This is a genomic window from Brevibacillus schisleri (assembly GCF_055685845.1).
In genome coordinates, this window is record NZ_JBVNDM010000001.1 from 6,283,329 (window position 1) to 6,304,225 (window position 20,897).

Genomic DNA, 20,897 nt, shown 5'->3' on the forward strand with positions numbered 1-20,897 from the left:
TTTAAAACTGGTCTGGTACTTTGCGAGTGCCCGCTACAATCTCATCGCTGATCGCTTTCACTTTATCCACCACTTCTTGTCCAATAAAAGCGTTCAGCGGCGTCTTGCTTTCGTGCGTGACATAGGTTACACCAACACCTTTTTCCTTCAAGCCGTATGCCACAACACCTGGTTTGAACGTTCCTTCTACAAAGGTCTTCACGGTTTCATAAGCTGCCGCGTCAGTTCCTTTCAATTGGGACAGAACAATATGCTCTGGGTCAATCGTGGTACGGTCAACGTCCTGCCCTGCTGTGAAGAAGCCTTTTTCCTTCGCTGCTTCGAAAACGCCGAGATCGCCTACTGCTGCTGCACCGTTAATGAAATCAGCGCCTTTGGAAGCTTGGAGCAAAGCCAATTCCTTCGCTTTTGCCGGGTCAGTGAAGCTTCCTACATAGTTGACCATCAGCTCTGCTTTTGGATTTGTCGCTTTCAAGCCCTCTCCGAAGCCAACCGTCCATTTTTTCAACTGCGGAATATCAAGTGCGACAACCATACCCACTTTGTTCGTTTTCGTTGCCAAGCCTGCTGCTGCTCCCACCAGGTAAGCCGCTTCCTGCTCGCGGAAGGTAACACTGCGAACGTTTGGCAAATCCACTACCGTATCAATAATCGCAAAATTACGGTCAGGATTTTCGGTAGCTACTTTTTTCAATGCATCCTCTGATGTAAAAGAAGAAGTGATGATCAAATCATAATTTTCTGCAACAGCCACACGCAGATTTTCTTCAATCGCTCCATGGTCTGTAGATTCGATCGTTTTTACTTCTGCGCCCAGCTCTTGTGCGGCTTTCTTTGCACCCTCGTCCATTTGTTGGAAGAATGGATTCACACCGATTTTCTCAGGCAAAATCAAGGCAATTCGCTTTTTGGCCGCGCCCTCTTGTCCTGCTGCTTGTCCTCCTGGCTGATCTGCCGGTGCGCTTGTGCCAGTCGAGCACCCTGTTGCCAATACTGCGAATGTCGTTAATGCCAGCAATAACTTCTTCATGATGTATCTCTCCCTATCCGAACTTTACGTTTTTCTTTATCCTATTAGGTAATGTACGGCTTTTTACCCATTTTTTCAATACTATTTACGAATATTCCCTTATAAAATTTATTTATTGTTCGTATATTCCTCCTCATCTTTAACAAATACAACAAAAAAACTCTCCCCGGAGGAAGAGTTTGCGTACGAAGCCGTTCTCTTCCTCATCTGTCAAAACCATGGTACAGGTTTTGCAGGAATTGGCACCTTTCTGTTCATGCATAAGACATGATCAGTGGTTGCCGGGCATCATCGGGCCAGTCCCTCCGCCGCTCTTGATAAGGTAGGTGAATATATTTAGTTACAATGGAATTCATTCTAGCAGAACGGTTCGAAAATGCAATTCTTTTTTCTCAATTCCAAACACTTCTACAAGTAAATAAAAGTTTAAAAAGTCGTCTTTTCAGCACCGAGAAATTGGCGAGAAGCGCAACCACTAATTTACGTGAAAGGTTTGCTGGAGGCGATGCGACAACGTATTCAGCTCACCCAGCTCTTCCGTAATCTCACGCACTTTTTGATGCTGGTTTTCTGCTGTCGCAAACAGCTCTTCTAAGTTGGCTACCGATTCCTCGGTTACGGCCGTAATGGTCGACATCTCGATGGCAACTTCGCCGGAACGCACTTTTACCCGGTCCATGCTGGAGCTTACCTGATCAGCTGCTTCTAGGAAGGCCATCATCCCGGCACGCACTGCTTCAATGGAGGCCACTGTTTTTACGGCCAGCTCTTGGCCTTTTGCAACAGACACTTCCCCACTGCTCATATGTTGCACCGCATTCTCACTTTCCTGGTGGAGTGACTTGAGAATGTCGGTAATTTCCTGTGTGGCTGTCGCGCTTTGTTCTGCCAGCTTGCGTACCTCATCCGCAACAACAGCAAATCCCCGTCCATGCTCACCTGCACGCGCCGATTCAATCGCCGCATTCAGTGCCAACAGATTCGTTTGTGTCGCGATCTGATTAATAGCGCCGACAATTTCCTCTACGCGATTCGCCTGTCGATTGAGCTGGTGAATCGTAGAGGCTGCTACATTGACTGCCTGCACAATTTGCTCCATCTGTGAGGACAGCTCGTTCATCATCTGAACGCTTTCTGTCAGACGACGGTTGTTTTGTTGCGATTCTGTTTTCATTGCGTTGGTCTGCGATGTGACTGCCTCGATTTCCTGATCGATGGATTGAACCTCTTCTTCGATCTTCACCGTAGAATTCGCCTGCGATTCCATACCGACGGCGACTTCCTTAAAGGCTACCATCATTTCATCTGTATTGCGCTTCGTACCTTCCGCATGCTCATGTACATGATCGCTGGTACGATCCAGCTGCTCCGTCATTTGCTGGATGTTCAAAAGCATTTCTCCCAGACGGCGCTCTTTCTCTTCCGCTTCCTGCCTTGCATCGTGCGCTTTTTGCAGGGAGGCTTGTCCGGCGAGACACAGATACGTTACGGCTCCCATCATCATGAGAATCGTGACAATACGCATAAGCAAATTGATCTCCGAAAAATCACCATCGAAGATCTGGTAGGTTCCTGTGTAGAACCCGATAACCGTGACAATGATTTGGGTAATTCCCGCTGTTACGACCAGCTTCCAATCCAAATACGCTGCTAAAAAGCCCATGACGATAAAAGCGAGGAAGGTGATCTCCTGGTAATCGGTAAAGTGATCGAATGAAATCGCATAAAACATGAGTCCAATTGCCACCAGGTAACGAATCACAAGACTATCTTTGCGAATGAAATAATACGGCGAAACAATTAAAGTGACCAGCAATCCCAAGGACGTCACTTTCCAGAAGTTCACATCCACTTGGTAGGCAATGAGTCCCGCCATCCACAAATGATTCCATAGGATGAAAATCATAAAACCTTCTTTGTCAGTCAAGGTATTGCGAATCAATTGAATCATAATTGCCCCCCTTTTCCTTATTACTTATGTATCGGATTCTTTCCCCATTATATAGCCAAACCTTTGCCAAATTTGTGAAAAAAGTGAGAACAGCCAAAAACAATTTCGAATAGGCTATTACACAACTCACACGTACAGGAGGCAAACGGAAAAAAGTGGAACTCAATCAATTGCCAGCTACTGTGCTGACACGGACGATTAGCCGTCCGAACACCACGATTTACTATCCCCAATTGGCAGGCCTAGCCAACCTGCAAGCGGAAAAAGATATCAACCGGGCGATTTATCAAACGGTTCAAGGCTTAATTCATGAGCAACAACGGGTCCAGGTACCGGGAAATACAGAAATGCAAGGAAGCTACGAAATCAAGACAAACGAACGCGGTATTTTCAGCGTCGTGTTGAGCAACTACGCCTACACACCCCAAATGGCTCACGGCATGACCTTCCTCGGGTCGATCACCGCAGATATCCAAACAGGCAAGCTGTATACGCTGCGTGAATTATTCAAGCCAGGAAGCGATTACGTCAAGGTGATTTCCGAAAACATCAAGCGTCAAATCAAAGAAAGAAACATCCCCACACTCAATGGCTTTACTTCGATTAAGCCCGATCAAGATTATTACGTCGCCGACAAAGCACTGGTCATCTACTTCCAGTTGTACGAAATTACGCCCTACTACGTCGGTTTCCCCATGTTCCCCATTTCGGTCTATGAACTGGAGCCAATTATCAATGAAAAAGGACCACTGAGCATTTTGTCCGCAGATTAGTGCACTGTATCACCGTATTTTTCACCTAGGTGAGTGTCTTCTTCCATGACACTCACCTGATTCTATTTGTGTCAGAAAATCCATAATTTCGCCATCGAATAAACGTTTACTTATATGTCCAGAACTGCTAGTATGTTATTGTACATATTTACTTAAGCAATAAGTGTACGATATATCGGACCAGCTTTCCTGGAGGTATATATTCATGCAATATTATGGTCATCGAATTAGCCAAACAGCAAGAATATTCAGCAAATCACTAAATGGGACTATGGCTCCCATGGGATTATACAGCTCGCAATGGGGTATTATTCTTTGCTTGCATTATCGTGAATCGCTTACTCAGGTTCAATTGAGCAACTACCTGAATGTTGAAGCGCCGACGATTACCCGGACACTCACCCGTTTGGAAGAGATGGGCTGGATCATTCGCTCAGAGGGTGATGACAAGCGTGAGCGCTATGTGTCCTTGTCTCCGCAAGCAATCGAACGGTTCCCGGAATGGCTGGAGGCTGCAAAAGTGCAAGAAGAGCTGGCACTCCGCGGCGTTGACGAAGCAGAGCTCGCTATCTTTAACCGCGTTTTGAAGAAAATGAACGATAATTTACAGCCGTTGTAACAAATAAAAAATGACTTCGCCCAAAAGTAGTTTGGTGAAGTCATTTTTTGTTAGCCATTTTTCCTTGTGCTATGGATGAGGGTGTTGAGCTCTTGTTCCAATTGAATCAGATCAAGCTGTATCTGTTGCTTTTGCAATTGTTTTTTCTGTTGCAGTACTTGTTTCTTCAAATCATTTGCTTCTTTGTCATTTGCTTGGTTGTCTGTAGAAGCAGGCTGCTCCGGTTCCACCTGTCCAGTCGAGCCTATGGCAGCTATGAAAGTGCCAATCACTGCGATCCACCCCCCTACCGCTACCAACTCATTCGCTAGATTTTTTTCGATCATCCTTTTTCCCTCCGTTTGTGGGTTGATTCTCCTGTAAATTCTTCTTTATATCTTGAACACTATCCCGCAATTGAGCAATTTGCTGTTCAATTCGTTTGAACTGCATATCGTCATCACTGTCATTGCCATTTTTGTTTTTCCCATTGATTTGCTTGTTTAATTGGATGAGGGGCTGTATCATTTTGTCGTTGTTGCAGGCAGGCTTTTGACTTAGTTTGGTTGTTTTATCAATGGCGAGGATGACAAAGCCAAGCGAAATAATCCAAAGTGCTATTACAGCGGTATCGTCATCATCACAAAAAAACATAGATACCTCCATGCCAATAAAGGTCGTGGTTTGATTATTGGCCCTTCTATACAATACGCTTCTGCCTAATTCCTCGTGACATCTGGACCACCACTTCCCTGATGTTGTTCTGTCATAAAAAAAGGCTCCCCACCAAGCACAAGCGTGCCCAGCAAGAAGCCTATTGGTTATGAGCGTATTCGTTATTGCATGCGTTTCGTAATATTGCGAGCCATCCAAACCCCAGCAGCTCCGGCCTGTGCCAGACCGCGCGTAATTCCGGCACCATCCCCGCCACAGAACAATCCCTTGATTTCTGTTTCGAATTCCTCAGTCAGTTTCGGACGAGCCGAGTAAAATTTCGCTTCCACTCCATAAAACAACGTGTGTTCAGAAGCGATTCCCGGTGTTACCTTGTCCAGTGCTTCCACCATCTCGATCAAGCTTTTCATCGTGTTGTAAGGCAACACGAGTCCCAAGTCACCCGGTACCGCTTCCTTCAGAGTAGGCTCCAGGAAGCCTTCCTTAATACGCGACTCTGTAGAACGGCGACCGCGCAAAATATCGCCGTACTTTTGCACGATGACCCCACCGTTTGACAGATCATTTGCCCGCTTGCAAATTTCTCTCGCATATTCATTCGGCTTGTCAAACGGCTCTGTAAACGTATGAGATACCAAGAGCGCAAAGTTCGTATTCATCGAGCCAAGCGCTGGGTCTTTGTAAGAGTGCCCGTTTGCCGCCATAACGCCGCTGTGGTTTTCCACGACCACGTGACCGGAAGGATTGCTGCAGAACGTCCGTACACGCGTTCCGACAGATGTGTTGAAAATGAATTTCCCTTCGTACAAGTGCTCATTGATTTCGCGCATAACGACATCGGATGTCTCCACACGTACGCCTACGTCGACTTGATTGTTGTACATTTTCAGGCGGCGCTTTTTCAGGATATCCGTCAACCACGCGGAGCCATCGCGTCCTGGTCCGATTACCACGTAATCAGCTTCATACTTTTGTCCGTTTTTCAAAATTACACCCTTTACCTGATGTCCGTCTGCTTCTTTCACCGTGATGATGTCCTCAACCTCTGTCTTGAACATCATGTCGATATGCTTCTTCAAATGCTCGAAGATCGACTGGAGAATCTCCAGGTTTTGCTCGGTTCCCAAGTGACGCACCTGTGCTCGCAACAGCTTGAGACCTGCTGCATAGCCGCGCTGCTCGATGCTCTTGATCGTCTCTGTGGTCGGGTCCGTAATCGATTGAGTAGCCCCATGCTCCAAATTGATTTCATCTACGTATTTGATCAGCCCAAGTACAGTGGAAGGGCTGAGATAGTCTGTCATCCAACCGCCAAATTCGGTGGTGATGTTAAATTTGCCATCGCTATAGGCGCCTGCTCCACCAAAACCACTGGTAATCGAACAGGCCGGCAAACAGCCTGCGAAATCTTTTTTTCCTGCTGGCGGCGGGCAGAGCTTGATCTTTTCTTCCAAGATCGGACAGCGTCTGCTATAAATGTCGTGCCCTTTATCAATCAACAGCACCTTGGCATTCGGTGCTTTTCGCATGATCTCGTAGCACGTAAAAATTCCTGCGGGTCCTGCTCCTACAACGATCACATCATACTTATTCATGTCGTTCCCTCCCCGAAAAAATGAAAAAATTCCCGGCCGACGAATAGGGTATACCAAAACTGCCCTATTCGTAGCCGGGAATTTACGGTTCCCTGTAGAGACCCTCAAACCATATTTCTGAGGATATACGAATACAAATAACTATTTCATTCGTCAAGCCTGTGTTGTTCTTCACAACAATATGTATAGTAGCTTATAAGGTGAATCAAGTCAACCGAAAACAGCCCATTTATTCGTCTTTTAAAGTTAATTTTATCACAAACATGCCTTTACAATCCGTAAACACAACAAAACACGAACATTTAAAAACGAACAATCGTTATTTCTGTTCATGCCCCTCATTTGTCAGGAAGGAATCAAATATAAACGAATAGAATAGATGGAATTTTAAGAAATATTTACGATTTATTATTTCATTCAAATCGCGTGCAAAAAAGGATGAGGCCTGTACATGCGGGATTATCGCTATTATCAGTCTGCCTTTGCTGGTGTTCCCAAGCCGTTCGCTTTCGTCGACCTAGATCTGCTAGAGGAAAATGCGGAGCAAATCAGTTTGCAAAGCAATGGAAAACCCGTTCGAATCGCGAGCAAGTCGATCCGAAGCGTTGCCATTCTCAAACGTGTATTGCAGGTGAACGATTGCTTTCGTGGTCTCATGTGCTATTCCGCTCCTGAGGTGCTTCACCTGTGCGAGGCAGGCTTCGATGACCTGCTGCTTGGCTATCCGCTCTGGGAAAAAAGCTGGCTTTTGTCAATCGCCTCTGAAATTAAGAACGGACGCTCCATTACTTTAATGATCGACTCTCTCCCTCATGTCGAACAGCTCGAACAAATCGCCCAGGAAACCGGAACCAAGCTGCCTGTCTGTCTCGATATCGACATGTCGTCTGATGTGTTGGGGCTGCATTTCGGCGTCTGGCGCTCGCCACTTCGCTCTCTCGAGGCGTCCCTCTCCCTTGTCAAGCGCGTTGCTTCCTCCGATCATCTCTACCTAGATGGTGTCATGGGGTACGAAGCTCAAATTGCTGGCGTGGGTGATCGATACCCTCGTCAATTCCTGAAAAACAGCATCATTCGTCTCCTCAAGCAATATTCCGTGAAAGAAGTGGCTGCTCGACGTGCCACACTGGTGCATGCCATTCGCGAGCTAGGCATCTCTCTCCGCTTCGTAAACGGTGGAGGAACGGGCAGCTTGCACTTGACCGGGAAGGAAGACGCCGTTACAGAGGTTACAGCAGGCTCCGGATTTTTTTCGCCAGGGCTCTTTGACTACTTTCAGGATTTTCGGTTTCATCCTGCCGCAGGATTTGCCCTGGAGATTATCCGCAAGCCCACAGCGCAGATCTACACATGTGCCGGTGGGGGTTACATCGCATCTGGTTCTGCTGGGCGTGACAGACTCCCCAAGCCTTACTTGCCAGTGGGAGCAAAGCTGTTCCCCAACGAAGGAGCAGGTGAAGTACAGACACCCATCCACTATCAAGGCATGGAAACGCTAGAGCTGGGAGACCCGATCTTTTTTCGCCATGCCAAAGCAGGAGAGCTCTGCGAACGTTTTACCCGGCTGTATTGCATCTCTGGCGGGAAAATCATCGAGGAAGTGACCACCTATCGGGGGGATGGATTATGCTCACTGTAAAGAAGCACGCGAATCACTGGACCAATTGGACAGGAAATGTACAAAGCCAGCCGAAACAAATCGCGATGCCAAAGTCCGTAGATGAGGTCGTGCAGCTTGTCCTTGCTTGCAAGAAGGCAGGTACACGGATTCGAGTCGTCGGCTCCGGTCATTCCTTCACTCGTCTCGTCCAGACAGAAGACTGCTTGCTATCCTTGGATCATCTCCAAGGAATCGTCAGTGTAGACCCTGCCTCTGATACCGTTGAAGTCTGGGCAGGCACCAAGCTCAAGACACTCGGACAACTTCTGCATCAAGCAGGCTACTCTCAAGAAAACCTCGGAGACATTAACGCCCAGTCCATTGCAGGGGCTGTCAGCACCGGAACGCATGGCACTGGCGTTCATTTTGGCAGCATCTCCACGCAAGTCGTCGGACTGACAGTCGTGACCGCAGCCGGGGAGGTTTTGGAAGTATCCGAGCAGGCCCAACCGGACCTGTTCAAAGCCATGCAAGTCTCGCTTGGTCTTTTGGGCATCATCGTACGTGTCAAGCTGCGTGTCCTCCCAGCCTATCGCCTGCGCTACCAAAGCCGTCGCATGCAGGTAGAGGAGTGCTTGTCTTCTCTGGAAACGTTTAAAACCGAGCATCGACATTTCGAATTTTTTATCTTTCCGTATTCGGACACCGTTCAAGTGAAATTCATGAACGAGACCAACGATCCCCCCAGCGGCAATCAACGATGGAGCTATTTGAAAAAAATGGTGGTGGAAAACGGGCTGTTTTGGCTCTTGTCGGAGAGCTGCCGATTACGCCCTTCTCTCACCAAAAGCGTCAGCAGGCTGTCCGCTCAAAGCGTTCCCTCTGTCCATGAGAGCGGCTACAGCCATCAGCTTTTTGCCACCCCTCGGCTTGTTCGTTTTTATGAAATGGAATACTGCTTTCCTGCCGAGCATATGGGCGAAGCCATACGGGAGCTGCGTCAGGCGATTGAGCAGGAACGCTTCGCCGTTCATTTTCCGCTGGAATGCCGGTATGTCAAAAAGGACGACATCTGGCTCAGTCCCGCCTATGAGCGTGATAGTGCCTTCATTGCCGTCCACATGTACAAGGGAATGCCTTACGAAGCGTACTTTGCCCGGATGGAGGAGATTTTCGCCCGATATGGCGGACGTCCACACTGGGGGAAAATGCACAGTATGACCACCGAGAGGCTTCATCAGGTCTATCCTCGCTTGCCCGATTTCCTCGCCATTCGCTCTGAGTTCGACCCTGACGGCTTGTTTGTGAATTCGTATTTAGCCGAGTTGTTCGGCATCTCCTGAAGACCATCCTTACGCCACAAAAATGCCCCCGACCAGATCATTCATGGCAGGGGCATTTTTCTATCGAGCAGGACAACTTATCCTTGCGTTGGGAAATTCGGTTTATGCGCCTTTTTGCGTCCATACCGCACATAATAGAAGGTATAGAACAGCACCAACGCACCAATTCCGTAGAAGAGTCCAATTCGCTGTGTCGGGTCAAACGCCGGGAAGATAAGAATGAATGTACAAAGAGCCAGACACAGGAGCGGCATCACCGGGTAAAACGGTGCTACGAACTGCAAATCTTCTATTTTTCCACCCTCACGCAAGTATTGACGGCGGAAATTAAATTGAGAGAGAGCAATCCCCATCCACGTGAAAGTGACCGCAATACCAGATACAGACATGAGCAGCACGTATACCGTATCCGCTGCAACCACGCTGGTTAACAGGGACAAAAGTGAAAACGCCAGCGTCGCCAAGAGTGCGTTCAAAGGCACTTTACGCTTGGTCAACTTTCCAAAAACAGGATGGGCCATATTGCTATGGGAAAGGGACCACAACAAGCGAGTGGCTGCGTACAAGCATGAGTTGCCGACAGACAACAGAGCCGTCAAGATGACGAAGTTCATGATATCCGCTGCAAAAGGAATCCCCACTGCATCAAATACCGTCACAAACGGACTTTCCAAGAGCCCCAGCTCGCTTGAGGGAAAGAGGGCGGACAAGATCGTGACCGACGCCACATAGAACACGAGAATGCGAAACACAATGTTGCGGATCGCCCGCGGAATGGTCTTTTGCGGGTTTTCTGCTTCCCCGGCTGCAATTCCGATCAATTCAGAGCCTTGATAAGAGAATACGACGTTCATCATCGTCACAAAGACGATCGCGATGCCAAACGGGAATAGTCCCCCATCTGCCGAGAAGTTGGAGAGAAACGGAGCGGGTCTTCCTTCCATACTGACAATACCGAATATGGCACCTAGTCCGACAATAATAAACATAAGTACAGCCAATACTTTAATTCCGGCAAACCAGTACTCCGTTTCCGCAAACCCCTTTGTCGTCAGCGCATTGAAGGCAAAGAGCAGAACGATAAAGAGCGCGCACCAAATCCAGATCGGTGTATCCGGGAACCACCGTTGCATGACCATGCCCGCGGCAGTGAACTCTACCCCGGCCGTTGTAGCTGACCCTAGCCAATACATCCATCCTAGTGTAAACCCGCTCGCCGGACCAATATACTGACTCGCGTAGGCTTGGAAAGAGCCTGTTACTGGCATTTTTACAGAAAGCTCTCCCAGACACGTCATGACCAGGTACAGCAAAATCCCGCCGACGATATAGGCAACGAGCGCTCCGCCAGGTCCAGCCTGATTAATCGTGAAGCCAGCGTTGAGGAAGAGCCCTGTCCCGATGACACCACCTAACGACAGCATAAACAAGTGGCGACTTTTCATGGATCGTTGTAGCTGTGTGTCTCTTTCATTCCCAGTGTTCATATGATTCCTCTCTTTCACCTGCTTTGTAAGAGGTCTATCAGGAGTCTATAAACGAAGAGAGAACTGCCTGCGCTAGAAACGCAGGGACAGGCAGCTCAATCCTCCGTCTTGTTTCTGGAATTCAGACATATCCAGCTCAATCACATGGTAGCCAGCGTCAGTGATTTGCTTTTTCGTGCTCTCAAAGCCTTTTGGAATAATGACATAGTCGTTGATATGGATGCAGTTCGCAGAGTACTCGACTTCTTTTTCCACGACCAGATGCTTGTACTTGCTAAATACTTCAGAATCAATGAATTCCCCAGCCAGAACCAGCAAGTCATTGCCAAGGTAAGCGATTCCTGTTTTCAGGTGGAAAAACTCTTTCAACGGTACAATAGTGACTTCATATCCGTATTTGGAGAGAATCTCGCGGAACTGGGTGGCCCCTTCTTCATTGGTGCGTGTAGACAGACCCACATAGAAATGGTTGTCTACCTGCATGACGTCTCCACCATCGAGGAAGCCAGGGGCTTGAATATACTCAATGGTGTCATAAAAACGAGGAAGCACCAATTTCATATCCTCAATTTCACCATTGCGGCTTTCTGCACCAGGATTGGTGATGACGGCGCACTTTTCCGTGAGAACAGCTGTATCTTCCACAAACGTAGAATCCGGGAAACGCTCGTCCGCTTCCAGAACGGTTACATCCAGACCTGTCTGTTTCAGCGCTTCTACATAAGCGGCATGCTGTTTAAGAGCAAGTTCAAAATCAGGTGTACCCAAATCAGAAGTCGTCAAACCATTTACATAACTCTTTCCCGGTTTTCTTACAATCGCACGTGAAAATTTCATAATGATAGATCTCCCTTCTGTTTTCGAATCTTGCTTTTGTCTAACAGTATTCATTCTCCTCTGAGCAATCACCCAGAAATATTCCGCATTGTGGAATCACTTCTGCAATACAAAATTACATTCTTAATGTAAAATAGTTTCAAATTTTTTGTCAACGGATTTTTATCTAGTTTAAATGATATTGATTCGGTTGAAAAATTCTGATAGATTGAGGTCATATTAAGCTGGCGTGACTTTCAACGAGCGGTCACTATGCAACAAAGCCAGGAGGTAACCCACGTTGGTACAATCGATAGACCGGGCGATGAGCATCATCTCTGTCCTGGTATCAGATCCAAACAAGCAGCATTGGTCCATCTCGGAAATTGCTGAACAAACGGACCTGCCGCTGAGCACGGTACACCGTTTAATCAGCAGCCTCATCAAGCATGGCCTCATCCTCCAGCTTCCCGAGAGTAAGCAGTACAAGGTCGGCTATACGTGGATGGAAATCGGGCTGCGCATCCTGGACAAAATGGATATGCGCGCTGTCGCCCGAACTGTCATGAAGCGATTGGCAGCAGATGTACGAGAAACAGTCTATCTGAACATTCCACAGGGCTCTCATGCCATCGTACTCGAACGAGTGGAAGGTCCTATGTCTGTCAGAAGCATGGATAATCTGGGCGAGTGTATTCCGCTACACATCGGTGCGGCAAACAAAACGATTCTCGCCAGCATGAATCCGACCGAAGCAGAGCAAATCTTGACCGGGTTAATCCCGGATGCACAAAAACGTCGCGAGCTGTTAGAACGATTGCCTGAAATCAGACAAAACGGCTACGCAGTCAGCTACGGTGAGAAAACCGAAGGCACCGCATCCATTGCCGCTCCTATCTTCGGTGTCAACCAAAAGGTCGTAGGCGCTTTGAGTATTGGCGTGCCGAGCTACCGGATCAACGAGCAGCTCTTGTCCTCACTCATTGAACAAGCCCAACAAAGCGCCAAAGAAATTTCCCACAAGATCGGTGCCTTACCTTAATTTTTTTGCCCACTAACCGGAAACAGTTTTCACTATACGGAAAACGGAGGCGTTTTTTATGCAAAAATGGCAAACAAAAGAGCAGCTCGTTGATCTCTTGTGCAATTTGGTAAGCATCCCAAGCATTACAGGATCATCTGCCGAGAAGGACTTGCCTGGCTACGTCGTCGATCAGCTTCGTACCCTGCCTTATTATCAAACCAATCCTGATCATGTACGGGCGAATCCGACTGAAGATGGGCGCCATTTTGTCACTGCTTTGGTCAAAAAAGAGGGCGTACGGGACACCGTCATTCTCGTCAGCCATTTTGATGTTGTCGACGTCGAGGATTACGGTGCCTGGATGAAGCATGCTTTTGATCCGAAGACCCTCACTCCTCTGTTCCAGCAAAACCAAGCGGATATGCCAGCAGACGTTCAACAGGATATTCGCACCGGCAACTGGCTGTTTGGCCGTGGCACCATGGATATGAAGTGCGGACTGACACTACACATGTCGATGATTGAGCAAGCGATTGCTGGGGAGTTCGACGGCAACATTTTGCTTCTGACAGTCCCTGACGAAGAAATGAATTCTGTCGGGATGCGGGCAGCAGTCCCCGCGCTTTTGAAAATCGCCGAAGAGTTCGACCTGAGCTACACCACCGTGCTCAACTCCGAGCCGATGTTTACCCGCTATCCAGGGGATACGAATACGTACTTGTACACAGGCTCCATCGGAAAAGTGCTGCCTGGCTTCCTCTGCTACGGCAAAGAAACACATGTCGGCGAGCCTTTTGCTGGGTTAAACGGCAATTACATGGCCTCTCAACTGACATGTGAGCTCGAGCTGAACACATCCTTTTGCGAGGTCGTTGAGGGGGAAGCATCTCCTCCGCCGACAAACCTGATTCAAAAGGATCTGAAAAAAGAGTACTCTGTGCAAATTCCGCACCGTGCCGTGACGCTGTTCAACCTGTTCCTGCTGGAAAAGCAGATGGAGGATGTCGTAGAGCCGCTGCTGGAATCGGCAAGAAATGTCGCAGAGCGCATGAAGCAAAACTACCTCAAGCACGCGAGCCAGTTTGCCAATTTTGCGCCGTTTAGCCCGCGTGATCTGTCCATTTCCGTCATGACTTACGAAGAACTGTATGCCTACGCGAAGAAAACGTACGGGGAAGAAAAGCTACGCCAGCTGGAAGCAGATGTGATCGCCAACCGTGGCGACAAGGACGACCGCGACACCACGATTGAGCTGGTGGATCAATTAGCGATTCTGTGCAAAGAACTGTCGCCGATGATGATTTTGTTCTTCGCTCCACCGTTTTACCCGGCAGTCAGCTCGCGCAATCATCCTCTGATCCAACAAACGATGGAAGAGATGAAAGCATACGCGAGAGATCAGCACCAGGTCAATTTGGTGAAACAAAATTACTTTGGCGGAATCTCTGACTTAAGCTACGTCGGACTCCAATATCCGGCAGCATCCATGAAGCCATTGGTAGCAAACATGCCTTTGTGGGACAACGGCTACTCCATTCCGCTTCAAGAGCTCGAAGCTTTTGATGTACCTGTCATGAACCTCGGTCCAGTCGGACGTGACGCCCATCAATGGACAGAGCGTCTGGATATCGACTATGCATTCGATACGTTAAAAGACATGCTCCCTCGTTGCATCCAGTCTCTCTTGCAAAATGGGAAAGCAGTAAAGGAATAGCAAAAGAGAAAAGGTTCCCGTACCGATAGATGACTGTCGCACGGGTGCCTTTTTCCTTATAATGAAGAAAAACCATTTCAAGGGAGGGTTACCCATGGAATTTCAAGCGAAAGAAAATGGCTTTGTCACTCAACTGTCCTACGGTGAGCTGCACGTATCGGGTGATGAACAGTATGGATTTCGCCCCTACCAGCTCTTGGTCTCTTCCATCGCTGTTTGCAGTGGCGGTGTTCTGCGAAAAGTGTTGGACAAGATGAGAATGCCGTGCACGGATATGAAAGTAACAGCAGATGTTCAGCGGAATGAGGCAGAGGCAAATCGCGTTGAAAAAATTCACCTCCACTTCATCATTACGGGTGAAAATATGAAAGAAGAAAAAGTACAAAAAGCCATTGAAGCCGCGAGCAAAAACTGTCCGATGGTCCAATCTGTCAAGGGATGCATCGTCGTAACCGAGTCCTTCGAATTGGTATCATGATAGGAAAAAACGTGCTACCGCCCACTCCTTTGTTTCTACTTCAAGACATACAGCAGGTCACCTTGTCACCGACAGAAGCATGGACGTTTTCCGGCGAATCAACCCATGCTGTGCTCATCGTGACAAAAGGATCGGGTCGGATGCTGAACGAGTCGGGTCAAGCCACTCTACTTGATGGAAGTGCGCTGGTTCTTTCGCGAGAATCTGCGAGACAAATAAGCGCTGATACGGATGATCCACTCCGTTTCCTCGTATTTTATTTTGATGCTCTGCAACAGCAAGATCAGGTCACCAACGCATACAGCCCGAGTCTTTCCTGGCATCTCGACCACAGCTCGTGTGTATTTCACCAGGTAGATAACAGTACGGAGCTTGCCCTCACGCTGTATGCCCATCGACAAGCCAATGATCCGTTGGAAGCTTTTCAAAATCAAATTCGCTTTCAACAATTGCTGCATCTGATTTGGAGCCATGCAGAACGGCAGGCTACCGTAGAAACGTCAAGCATTGTCGATCAAACGATTTCTTACATGCATACGAATTACGCGGAGCCAATCACCTTAGATGATTTAGCAAATCGAGCTGGCCTTACCCCGCGGTATTATACCGAGGTCTTCAAGAAAAAGGTTGGAAAAAGCCCGATCGAATATTTGACGAGCTGTCGGATGGAGCATGCAAAGACACTTCTGCGAGAATCGAATAAGCGATTGCGCGAGGTAGCACGTCTGGTCGGGTATGCCGATGAGTTTTACTTCAGCAGACGCTTTAAGCAGCAGGTCGGCGTGTCCCCGACTGTCTTTGTCCGCATGAATCAGAAGCAAATGGCACCCGTCACCTTCCACTATGCCGAGTATTTATTGGCACTTGGAATCAGACCGATTGGGGCTCCGGAAGAGCAGGTCACTTATTTACGCGAGCAATTACGGATGAAAGAGGCAGATGAGATTGTCAGCCTGCCCGAAAACACACCAGACTTGGTCAAATCATTGCAACCGACGTTTATTTTGACCGAATCGACGGGAGATAGCGCTGCCTTCTCCAAGGTTGCACCTACTCTTGCCCTTCCATGGCTGGATCATGATGTATTTGGTCATTTGAATATGCTAGCCGATGTGCTTGGCCTGAAAGACCAGGCACACATGTGGCTCAAACAGCATGAACAGAAGGTTTTGAAGGCGAAGCGATGCATCGATGCTCATATTCAGAAGAAAGAAACATTCTTGATCCTCAATGTGCGTCCACAGAGCCTATTGGCATACGGCGCCAGAAATATCGGGCATGTGCTGTACAAATCCTTGAAGCTGACACCACCCAAAATGATTCAAGAAGAGTTAACACGCAACCCCAATTTCTGGGCGACCCCCATCAACGAGGATCAATTAAGCCAGTACGCAGCAGATTGGCTGTTCGTTCATATTTTTGATGATGATCGCTCACGGGCACACTTCCTGGAGTTGATGAAACAGGATGTCTGGCAACGAATTCCTGCTGTACAAAAAGGACAAGTGGTCATTCTCAACCCGATTTGGTTCTCGTATGATCCCCTCTCCCTCGACATCCAGCTGGAAGAGGCCGTCCAAATTTTGACCCATGCCAAACACCACCACCACATTGTCCAAAGAAAAACGGAACATTCTCCATGGATGAAAAGAGTGCGTTCAAGGTAAGATGAACCTTGTTAATGAGAATCATTTTCATTCATGGAGGATATACGATGAAACGATTACGCATACGAGCTTGGTTGCCCGGATTGATGATTCTTTCCTTGTTCTTGCTCACGGCATGCGGCCAGACAGCCAGCCCCAATCCATCGGCACCTGTACAAGAAAATAAAAGCAGCGAGACTCGTGTCCTGAAGCACGCAAAGGGCGAAGCCACCATTCCTGTGAAAGCTCAGCGCGTCGTAGCCTTGCAATATTTGGGCCCCATGCTTGCCCTTGGGGTGAAGCCAATCGGTGCAGTGAAGGGACATATGGAAGGTCCAGACATGGAGCCACTGGTTAGTGGAATCGAAGTCGTGGGAGATTATGATGCCTATAATCTGGAGAAAATCCTCGAGTTGCAGCCTGACTTGATCCTCACGGGTACCGAAGTCGAGCAACAGGTATATGAAAACCTGACAAAAATTGCGCCTGTCGTGGCGATCGCCTTCGATCAACATGATGTCTACGGGCATGTACAAAAGGTAGCGGAAGCGCTAGGTCGCGAGGAAGAAGGAAAGGCTTGGGAGCAGAAGTACAAAGCAAAGGTGGAAGAAGCGCGTAAGCTGGTCCATGCCAAGGTCGGGAAGGACGAGACCGTTGCAGCATTAAACGTCCGTGCGAAAACGATCAAAATGTACGGTGCTCGCAACATGGGCCATGTTTTATACAACGATCTTCAGTTAACTCCACCGTCACTCATTAAGAGCGAGATCGATAAAGACCCGCTGTTCTGGTCAAAAGACGTGTCCATGGAGCTTCTACCGGAATATGCAGCCGACCATATTTTCCTGATGTTGTTCCCAGGAGAGGATGCCGCTCAGTATTTGAAAGAAATCGAGCAAAGCAGTCTGTGGAAGAACTTGCCCGCTGTCAAAAAGAATCAGGTTTATGTAGTCAATGTGGATAGATGGCTTGGCTACGACCCCATTCTGATTGAAAAGCAGCTGGATGAGGCTGTGCAGGATTTGACTGGAGCCAAGAAATAATAAGATAGGGCATTCTGGTTTGAGTCAACATAGGGGAGGAGAAGAAAAAGCACAGTTCTCTTCGACTCTGACACGCCCGCAAGGGAGGGTTGACTGTCCGTCTCCACTTCAAAAAGGGGACCGTCGAGCCAAAGCCACCCTACGGGCGGAAGTTTCTCATGGAAGAAGTGTTCGACAAGCGGTTCCCCTTTTGGAAGTTCCGACTGGGTGGGCGCTGTCAAGGTCTACGAGCTCTGTGCTTTTTCTTCTCACCAGCTTTATTGGTTCGTCGATACCTTTAAAATTGTTACATTCGGAACCGCATAAAAGGTAAACAGAAAGGACCTGCCAGCCCGTGTTTGTTCACATAGGCTAACAGGTCCTCTCTTGCTTTCCAGTCCAGCTATTATAAAAGCGGAGACAACAGCCGCGCCAACGATTCCAGCAAGCGCAAGCGCAGTGGTCGGTTCACATACTCTCCCAATGTCATTTCCCGGCAATCAGCCAGATCGGAGACGAACAGTTCCTCCAGCTCCTTTGCCATCTTCGAATCGTACATAAATGCATTCGTCTCGAAATTCAGCTTGAAGCTGCGAATATCGACATTGGCCGTTCCCACAGACGACAACTGGGTATCGACCACGATGGCTTTGGCGTGCATGAAGCCTTTTTCGTAAAGGAAGCAGCGCACACCGCTCTTTAACAAATCGCCGAGATAAGAGTGAGTCGCCCAGAATACCAACAAATGATCTGGCCTTCCCGGGACCATTACCCGCACATCTACCCCGGACATTGCCGCCATTTTCAGTGCGGTCAGCATACTTTCATCTGGAACGAAATAAGGCGTCTGCAAGTAAATCTTCTTCCGTGCCTTGTAAATCATCTTCAAAAAGGCATGCTTGATTTGCTCTTTTTCCGAGTTTGGCCCGCTCGATACGATCTGAACGCCAATCGTTCCTACAGCCTCATCAAGCTCCGGAAAATACGCAATTGACTCATGCATTCTTTTCGGTGCAGACAAATTCCAGTCCAGGAAAAAGCGTGCTTGCAGCATGTACACCGCTCTTCCCTCAATCAGCAAATGGGTGTCACGCCAATACCCCAGCTTTTTATCCTTGCCCAAGTATTCATCCCCGATGTTGAAGCCTCCGATGTAGCCGATCTTGCCATCAATAATCGTCAGCTTGCGATGATTCCTGAAGTTGACCCGAAAGTTTAGGAATGGAATCTTCGCCGGGAAAAAGGAGGCGACTTCTCCCCCCGCTTCTACCAATGGGCGCAAAAATCGGGATGAGACACCAGAGGAACCTACCGCGTCGTAGAGCAATCGAACCTCGACGCCCTCCTGTGCCTTCTTCGTCAACAGTTGAATGAGCTGTTTCCCTAAATCATCGTCATTCAAAATGTAGTAGAGCAAATGTATATGCTCCCGTGCTTCCTCCATCTGTTTGAACATGAGCTCGAACAGACTATGGCCTTCCTTAAAAACCTGAATGGTATTATCCTGCGTATAATACGCGCCATCACTTACCACGTTCATGAAAATCATGTCGCGGTGTTTCTCCATTTCCGGGTCGTTCACTTGTAGTTCACCATGGGCAAGCAACTGCTTTTGTCTATCAACCGCAGCTCGAAAATGGGAAAACTCCCCTTCCTTGAGCCGATACAGCTTTTTCTTGCTTAGCTTATGTCCAAAAATCAGGTAAACAATAAACCCAATACCCGGCAAAAACAGCAAAACCATCAACCAGGCCCAGGTTGCCGCAATGTTTCGCCTCTCCATGAAAATAAGAACGGCACCCAAAATCAGGTTACCTATTGTTACTATCGCAATTATCTTTTCGGACAACGCCATCACACCACATCCAGCTCTAGGATTCCTCCCATATTACAACATTTGCTATCGGGATTCATCCTTCCTATCCATCTAGTTTATCCTATGTTGCCAATAGTTTTCCGTTCTTCATGATACATTTGTCGTCCAAATACACATCCGGCTCTTTGACAACCAAATCAATATGTACCCCCGCGACAATCGTCCCGCCAAACGTATTGTTGCTACCAAAGGCTACGTGAATCGTTCCGTACACCTTCTCGTCCTCCAGCACAACTCCCGTAATACGCGCCTTATCATTCGTTCCGATTCCGAATTCACCCAGCATTCGCCCATCCTGGTCTCCAAGCATTTGCAGGAGGCGTTCAGCCGATGTTCCTTCTGCCTCTGTGATCCGACCATTTTGGACAGTCAGTAGCAGGGGCGAATCAATTTTTCCGATACCCGCGATAGAGCCATCGACGAGGATTTGTCCCTCCGCTGTCCCTTCCAGTGGAGCGATATACGCTTCTCCAGAAGGCAAATTGCCCGATTCTCCAGGATTGACGTACATGCCAGTACTCGGCACCCCATTGCGATCTGCGATGGAAAACGTCAGTGACTTGCCACCTTTTTCGATTCGCACGGTACTTGCCCGCGTCAGCATCTCGGTCACGCGCTCGGTGAGTGCCTTTACTTGTGTATAGTCAGCGGAAATCGCTCCCGCAAGGAACATGTCTTCCGTAATAGCTGGCATGGTAGCCAATCTCGTACCATTTGCTGCTGCTTCTTTGCGTGCTTTTGTATGCGTCAAAGAGTGCTGGGTCACACATACCACCACATCTGCGCTCTTCATCGCCGCTGCAACAGCCGCAGGCGGCTCTTGACCGGACTTTTCCCGCTCCTTCATGACCATCAGCATCGCTTCTGCCCCGAGCTGTTTACCGGCTTCCCAGATCGCCTCACCGATGTCCCGCTTCCGCTCGTCGGCTACCACTAAAAACGTCTCATTCGCTTGTAATGCAAGGCAATTCATCAAAATGGCTTTGCTGGATGCTATCAACGTCATGTCAGAATCATTCCTTTTCATCTATCTTATGGTTAGATTATATCCACTTTTTTCTTGCCAACTCTTCTGTCTTCGCTAGATTGGTTCGTTAGTCCTGCCCTTATTATGTTTATCGGAATCTTCTTGCTTTTGCTGTTAAATTTAGTATGATTAGAATACAAATGAAAACGCTTAAGACAATGAGGTCTTCTACCCGCGCTTTATCAATAGGCGTGGGGAAGGCCTTTTTCTTTTGAAAAAATGATAACGTTTTCATTTGGGGG

The 20,897-nt window shown here is 48.1% G+C and carries 18 protein-coding genes and 2 riboswitches; of the genes, 9 read left to right on the plus strand and 9 right to left on the minus strand.

What is annotated here, in order from left to right; translation table 11 throughout:
- Position 1: 1 nt before the first annotated feature.
- Positions 2–1,030 (minus strand): BMP family lipoprotein, encoded by a 1,029-nt coding sequence (locus ACUUHJ_RS29765; RefSeq protein WP_142497510.1) that lies wholly within the window; start codon positions 1,028–1,030, stop codon positions 2–4.
- 200 nt (positions 1,031–1,230) lie between these two features.
- A riboswitch (SAM riboswitch) is annotated at positions 1,231–1,354 on the minus strand.
- 151 nt (positions 1,355–1,505) lie between these two features.
- Positions 1,506–2,981: a methyl-accepting chemotaxis protein gene (locus ACUUHJ_RS29770; protein ID WP_289675025.1), complete on the minus strand. Its 1,476-nt coding sequence runs from the start codon at positions 2,979–2,981 to the stop codon at positions 1,506–1,508.
- Between the two features lie 155 nt (positions 2,982–3,136).
- Between ACUUHJ_RS29770 and ACUUHJ_RS29775 the strand changes: the two genes are divergently transcribed.
- Both ACUUHJ_RS29775 and ACUUHJ_RS29780 read left to right on the plus strand, forming a co-directional pair.
- Positions 3,137–3,754: a DUF3298 and DUF4163 domain-containing protein gene (locus tag ACUUHJ_RS29775; RefSeq protein WP_472300810.1), complete on the plus strand. Its 618-nt coding sequence runs from the start codon at positions 3,137–3,139 to the stop codon at positions 3,752–3,754.
- Positions 3,755–3,959: 205 nt separating this feature from the next.
- On the plus strand, positions 3,960–4,373 hold the full coding sequence (locus ACUUHJ_RS29780) for a MarR family winged helix-turn-helix transcriptional regulator (protein WP_015893743.1): 414 nt from the start codon (positions 3,960–3,962) through the stop codon (positions 4,371–4,373).
- A gap of 50 nt (positions 4,374–4,423) precedes the next feature.
- Here the strand turns inward: ACUUHJ_RS29780 and ACUUHJ_RS29785 are convergent, their stop codons facing one another.
- From ACUUHJ_RS29785 to ACUUHJ_RS29795, 3 genes are all read right to left on the minus strand, one after another.
- Positions 4,424–4,699: a hypothetical protein gene (locus tag ACUUHJ_RS29785; RefSeq protein WP_472300812.1), complete on the minus strand. Its 276-nt coding sequence runs from the start codon at positions 4,697–4,699 to the stop codon at positions 4,424–4,426.
- Positions 4,674–5,006, minus strand: coding sequence for a hypothetical protein (locus ACUUHJ_RS29790; RefSeq protein ID WP_472300814.1), 333 nt, complete (start codon positions 5,004–5,006; stop codon positions 4,674–4,676). Before ACUUHJ_RS29790 ends, ACUUHJ_RS29785 begins: the two co-directional genes overlap by 26 nt.
- 182 nt (positions 5,007–5,188) lie before the next feature.
- Positions 5,189–6,622: an NAD(P)/FAD-dependent oxidoreductase gene (locus tag ACUUHJ_RS29795; RefSeq protein WP_472300815.1), complete on the minus strand. Its 1,434-nt coding sequence runs from the start codon at positions 6,620–6,622 to the stop codon at positions 5,189–5,191.
- A 51-nt stretch (positions 6,623–6,673) separates the two neighbouring features.
- Positions 6,674–6,773, minus strand: a riboswitch (purine riboswitch).
- A gap of 300 nt (positions 6,774–7,073) precedes the next feature.
- Between ACUUHJ_RS29795 and ACUUHJ_RS29800 the strand changes: the two genes are divergently transcribed.
- Both ACUUHJ_RS29800 and ACUUHJ_RS29805 read left to right on the plus strand, forming a co-directional pair.
- On the plus strand, positions 7,074–8,261 hold the full coding sequence (locus ACUUHJ_RS29800) for an amino acid deaminase/aldolase (protein ID WP_472300816.1): 1,188 nt from the start codon (positions 7,074–7,076) through the stop codon (positions 8,259–8,261).
- Positions 8,249–9,565 carry a D-arabinono-1,4-lactone oxidase gene (locus ACUUHJ_RS29805; protein ID WP_472300817.1) on the plus strand — a complete coding sequence of 439 codons (1,317 nt, stop codon included), beginning with the start codon at positions 8,249–8,251 and terminating at the stop codon, positions 9,563–9,565. The genes ACUUHJ_RS29800 and ACUUHJ_RS29805 overlap by 13 nt, the downstream gene beginning before the upstream one ends.
- Positions 9,566–9,642: 77 nt before the next feature.
- Here the strand turns inward: ACUUHJ_RS29805 and ACUUHJ_RS29810 are convergent, their stop codons facing one another.
- A complete protein-coding gene (locus ACUUHJ_RS29810) occupies positions 9,643–11,052 on the minus strand; it encodes an amino acid permease (RefSeq protein WP_472300818.1) in 1,410 nt (469 codons plus the stop codon).
- A gap of 72 nt (positions 11,053–11,124) precedes the next feature.
- Positions 11,125–11,889 (minus strand): dimethylarginine dimethylaminohydrolase family protein, encoded by a 765-nt coding sequence (locus ACUUHJ_RS29815; protein WP_472300819.1) that lies wholly within the window; start codon positions 11,887–11,889, stop codon positions 11,125–11,127.
- A gap of 280 nt (positions 11,890–12,169) precedes the next feature.
- Between ACUUHJ_RS29815 and ACUUHJ_RS29820 the strand changes: the two genes are divergently transcribed.
- The 5 genes from ACUUHJ_RS29820 to ACUUHJ_RS29840 all read left to right on the plus strand — a co-directional run bounded on the left by ACUUHJ_RS29820 (position 12,170) and on the right by ACUUHJ_RS29840 (position 17,773).
- Positions 12,170–12,910: an IclR family transcriptional regulator gene (locus ACUUHJ_RS29820; protein WP_396475307.1), complete on the plus strand. Its 741-nt coding sequence runs from the start codon at positions 12,170–12,172 to the stop codon at positions 12,908–12,910.
- 58 nt (positions 12,911–12,968) lie between these two features.
- Positions 12,969–14,606 (plus strand): M20/M25/M40 family metallo-hydrolase, encoded by a 1,638-nt coding sequence (locus ACUUHJ_RS29825; protein ID WP_472300821.1) that lies wholly within the window; start codon positions 12,969–12,971, stop codon positions 14,604–14,606.
- 94 nt (positions 14,607–14,700) lie between these two features.
- Positions 14,701–15,084 (plus strand): OsmC family protein, encoded by a 384-nt coding sequence (locus ACUUHJ_RS29830; RefSeq protein WP_472300823.1) that lies wholly within the window; start codon positions 14,701–14,703, stop codon positions 15,082–15,084.
- A 62-nt stretch (positions 15,085–15,146) separates the two neighbouring features.
- Complete coding sequence (locus ACUUHJ_RS29835) at positions 15,147–16,751, plus strand: helix-turn-helix domain-containing protein (protein WP_472300824.1); 1,605 nt, start codon at positions 15,147–15,149, stop codon at positions 16,749–16,751.
- Positions 16,752–16,798: 47 nt separating this feature from the next.
- The gene (locus ACUUHJ_RS29840; protein WP_472300825.1) at positions 16,799–17,773 is read left to right on the plus strand and encodes an ABC transporter substrate-binding protein; all 975 of its coding nucleotides are present in this window, start codon (positions 16,799–16,801) and stop codon (positions 17,771–17,773) included.
- A 385-nt stretch (positions 17,774–18,158) separates the two neighbouring features.
- Here the strand turns inward: ACUUHJ_RS29840 and cls are convergent, their stop codons facing one another.
- Together cls and ACUUHJ_RS29850 are read right to left on the minus strand one after the other, a co-directional pair.
- Positions 18,159–19,607, minus strand: a complete 1,449-nt coding sequence (gene cls / locus ACUUHJ_RS29845; RefSeq protein WP_472300827.1) for a cardiolipin synthase — start codon at positions 19,605–19,607, stop codon at positions 18,159–18,161.
- Between the two features lie 82 nt (positions 19,608–19,689).
- A complete protein-coding gene (locus tag ACUUHJ_RS29850; RefSeq protein WP_289675041.1) occupies positions 19,690–20,634 on the minus strand; it encodes an aminopeptidase in 945 nt (314 codons plus the stop codon).
- Positions 20,635–20,897 lie beyond the last annotated feature (263 nt).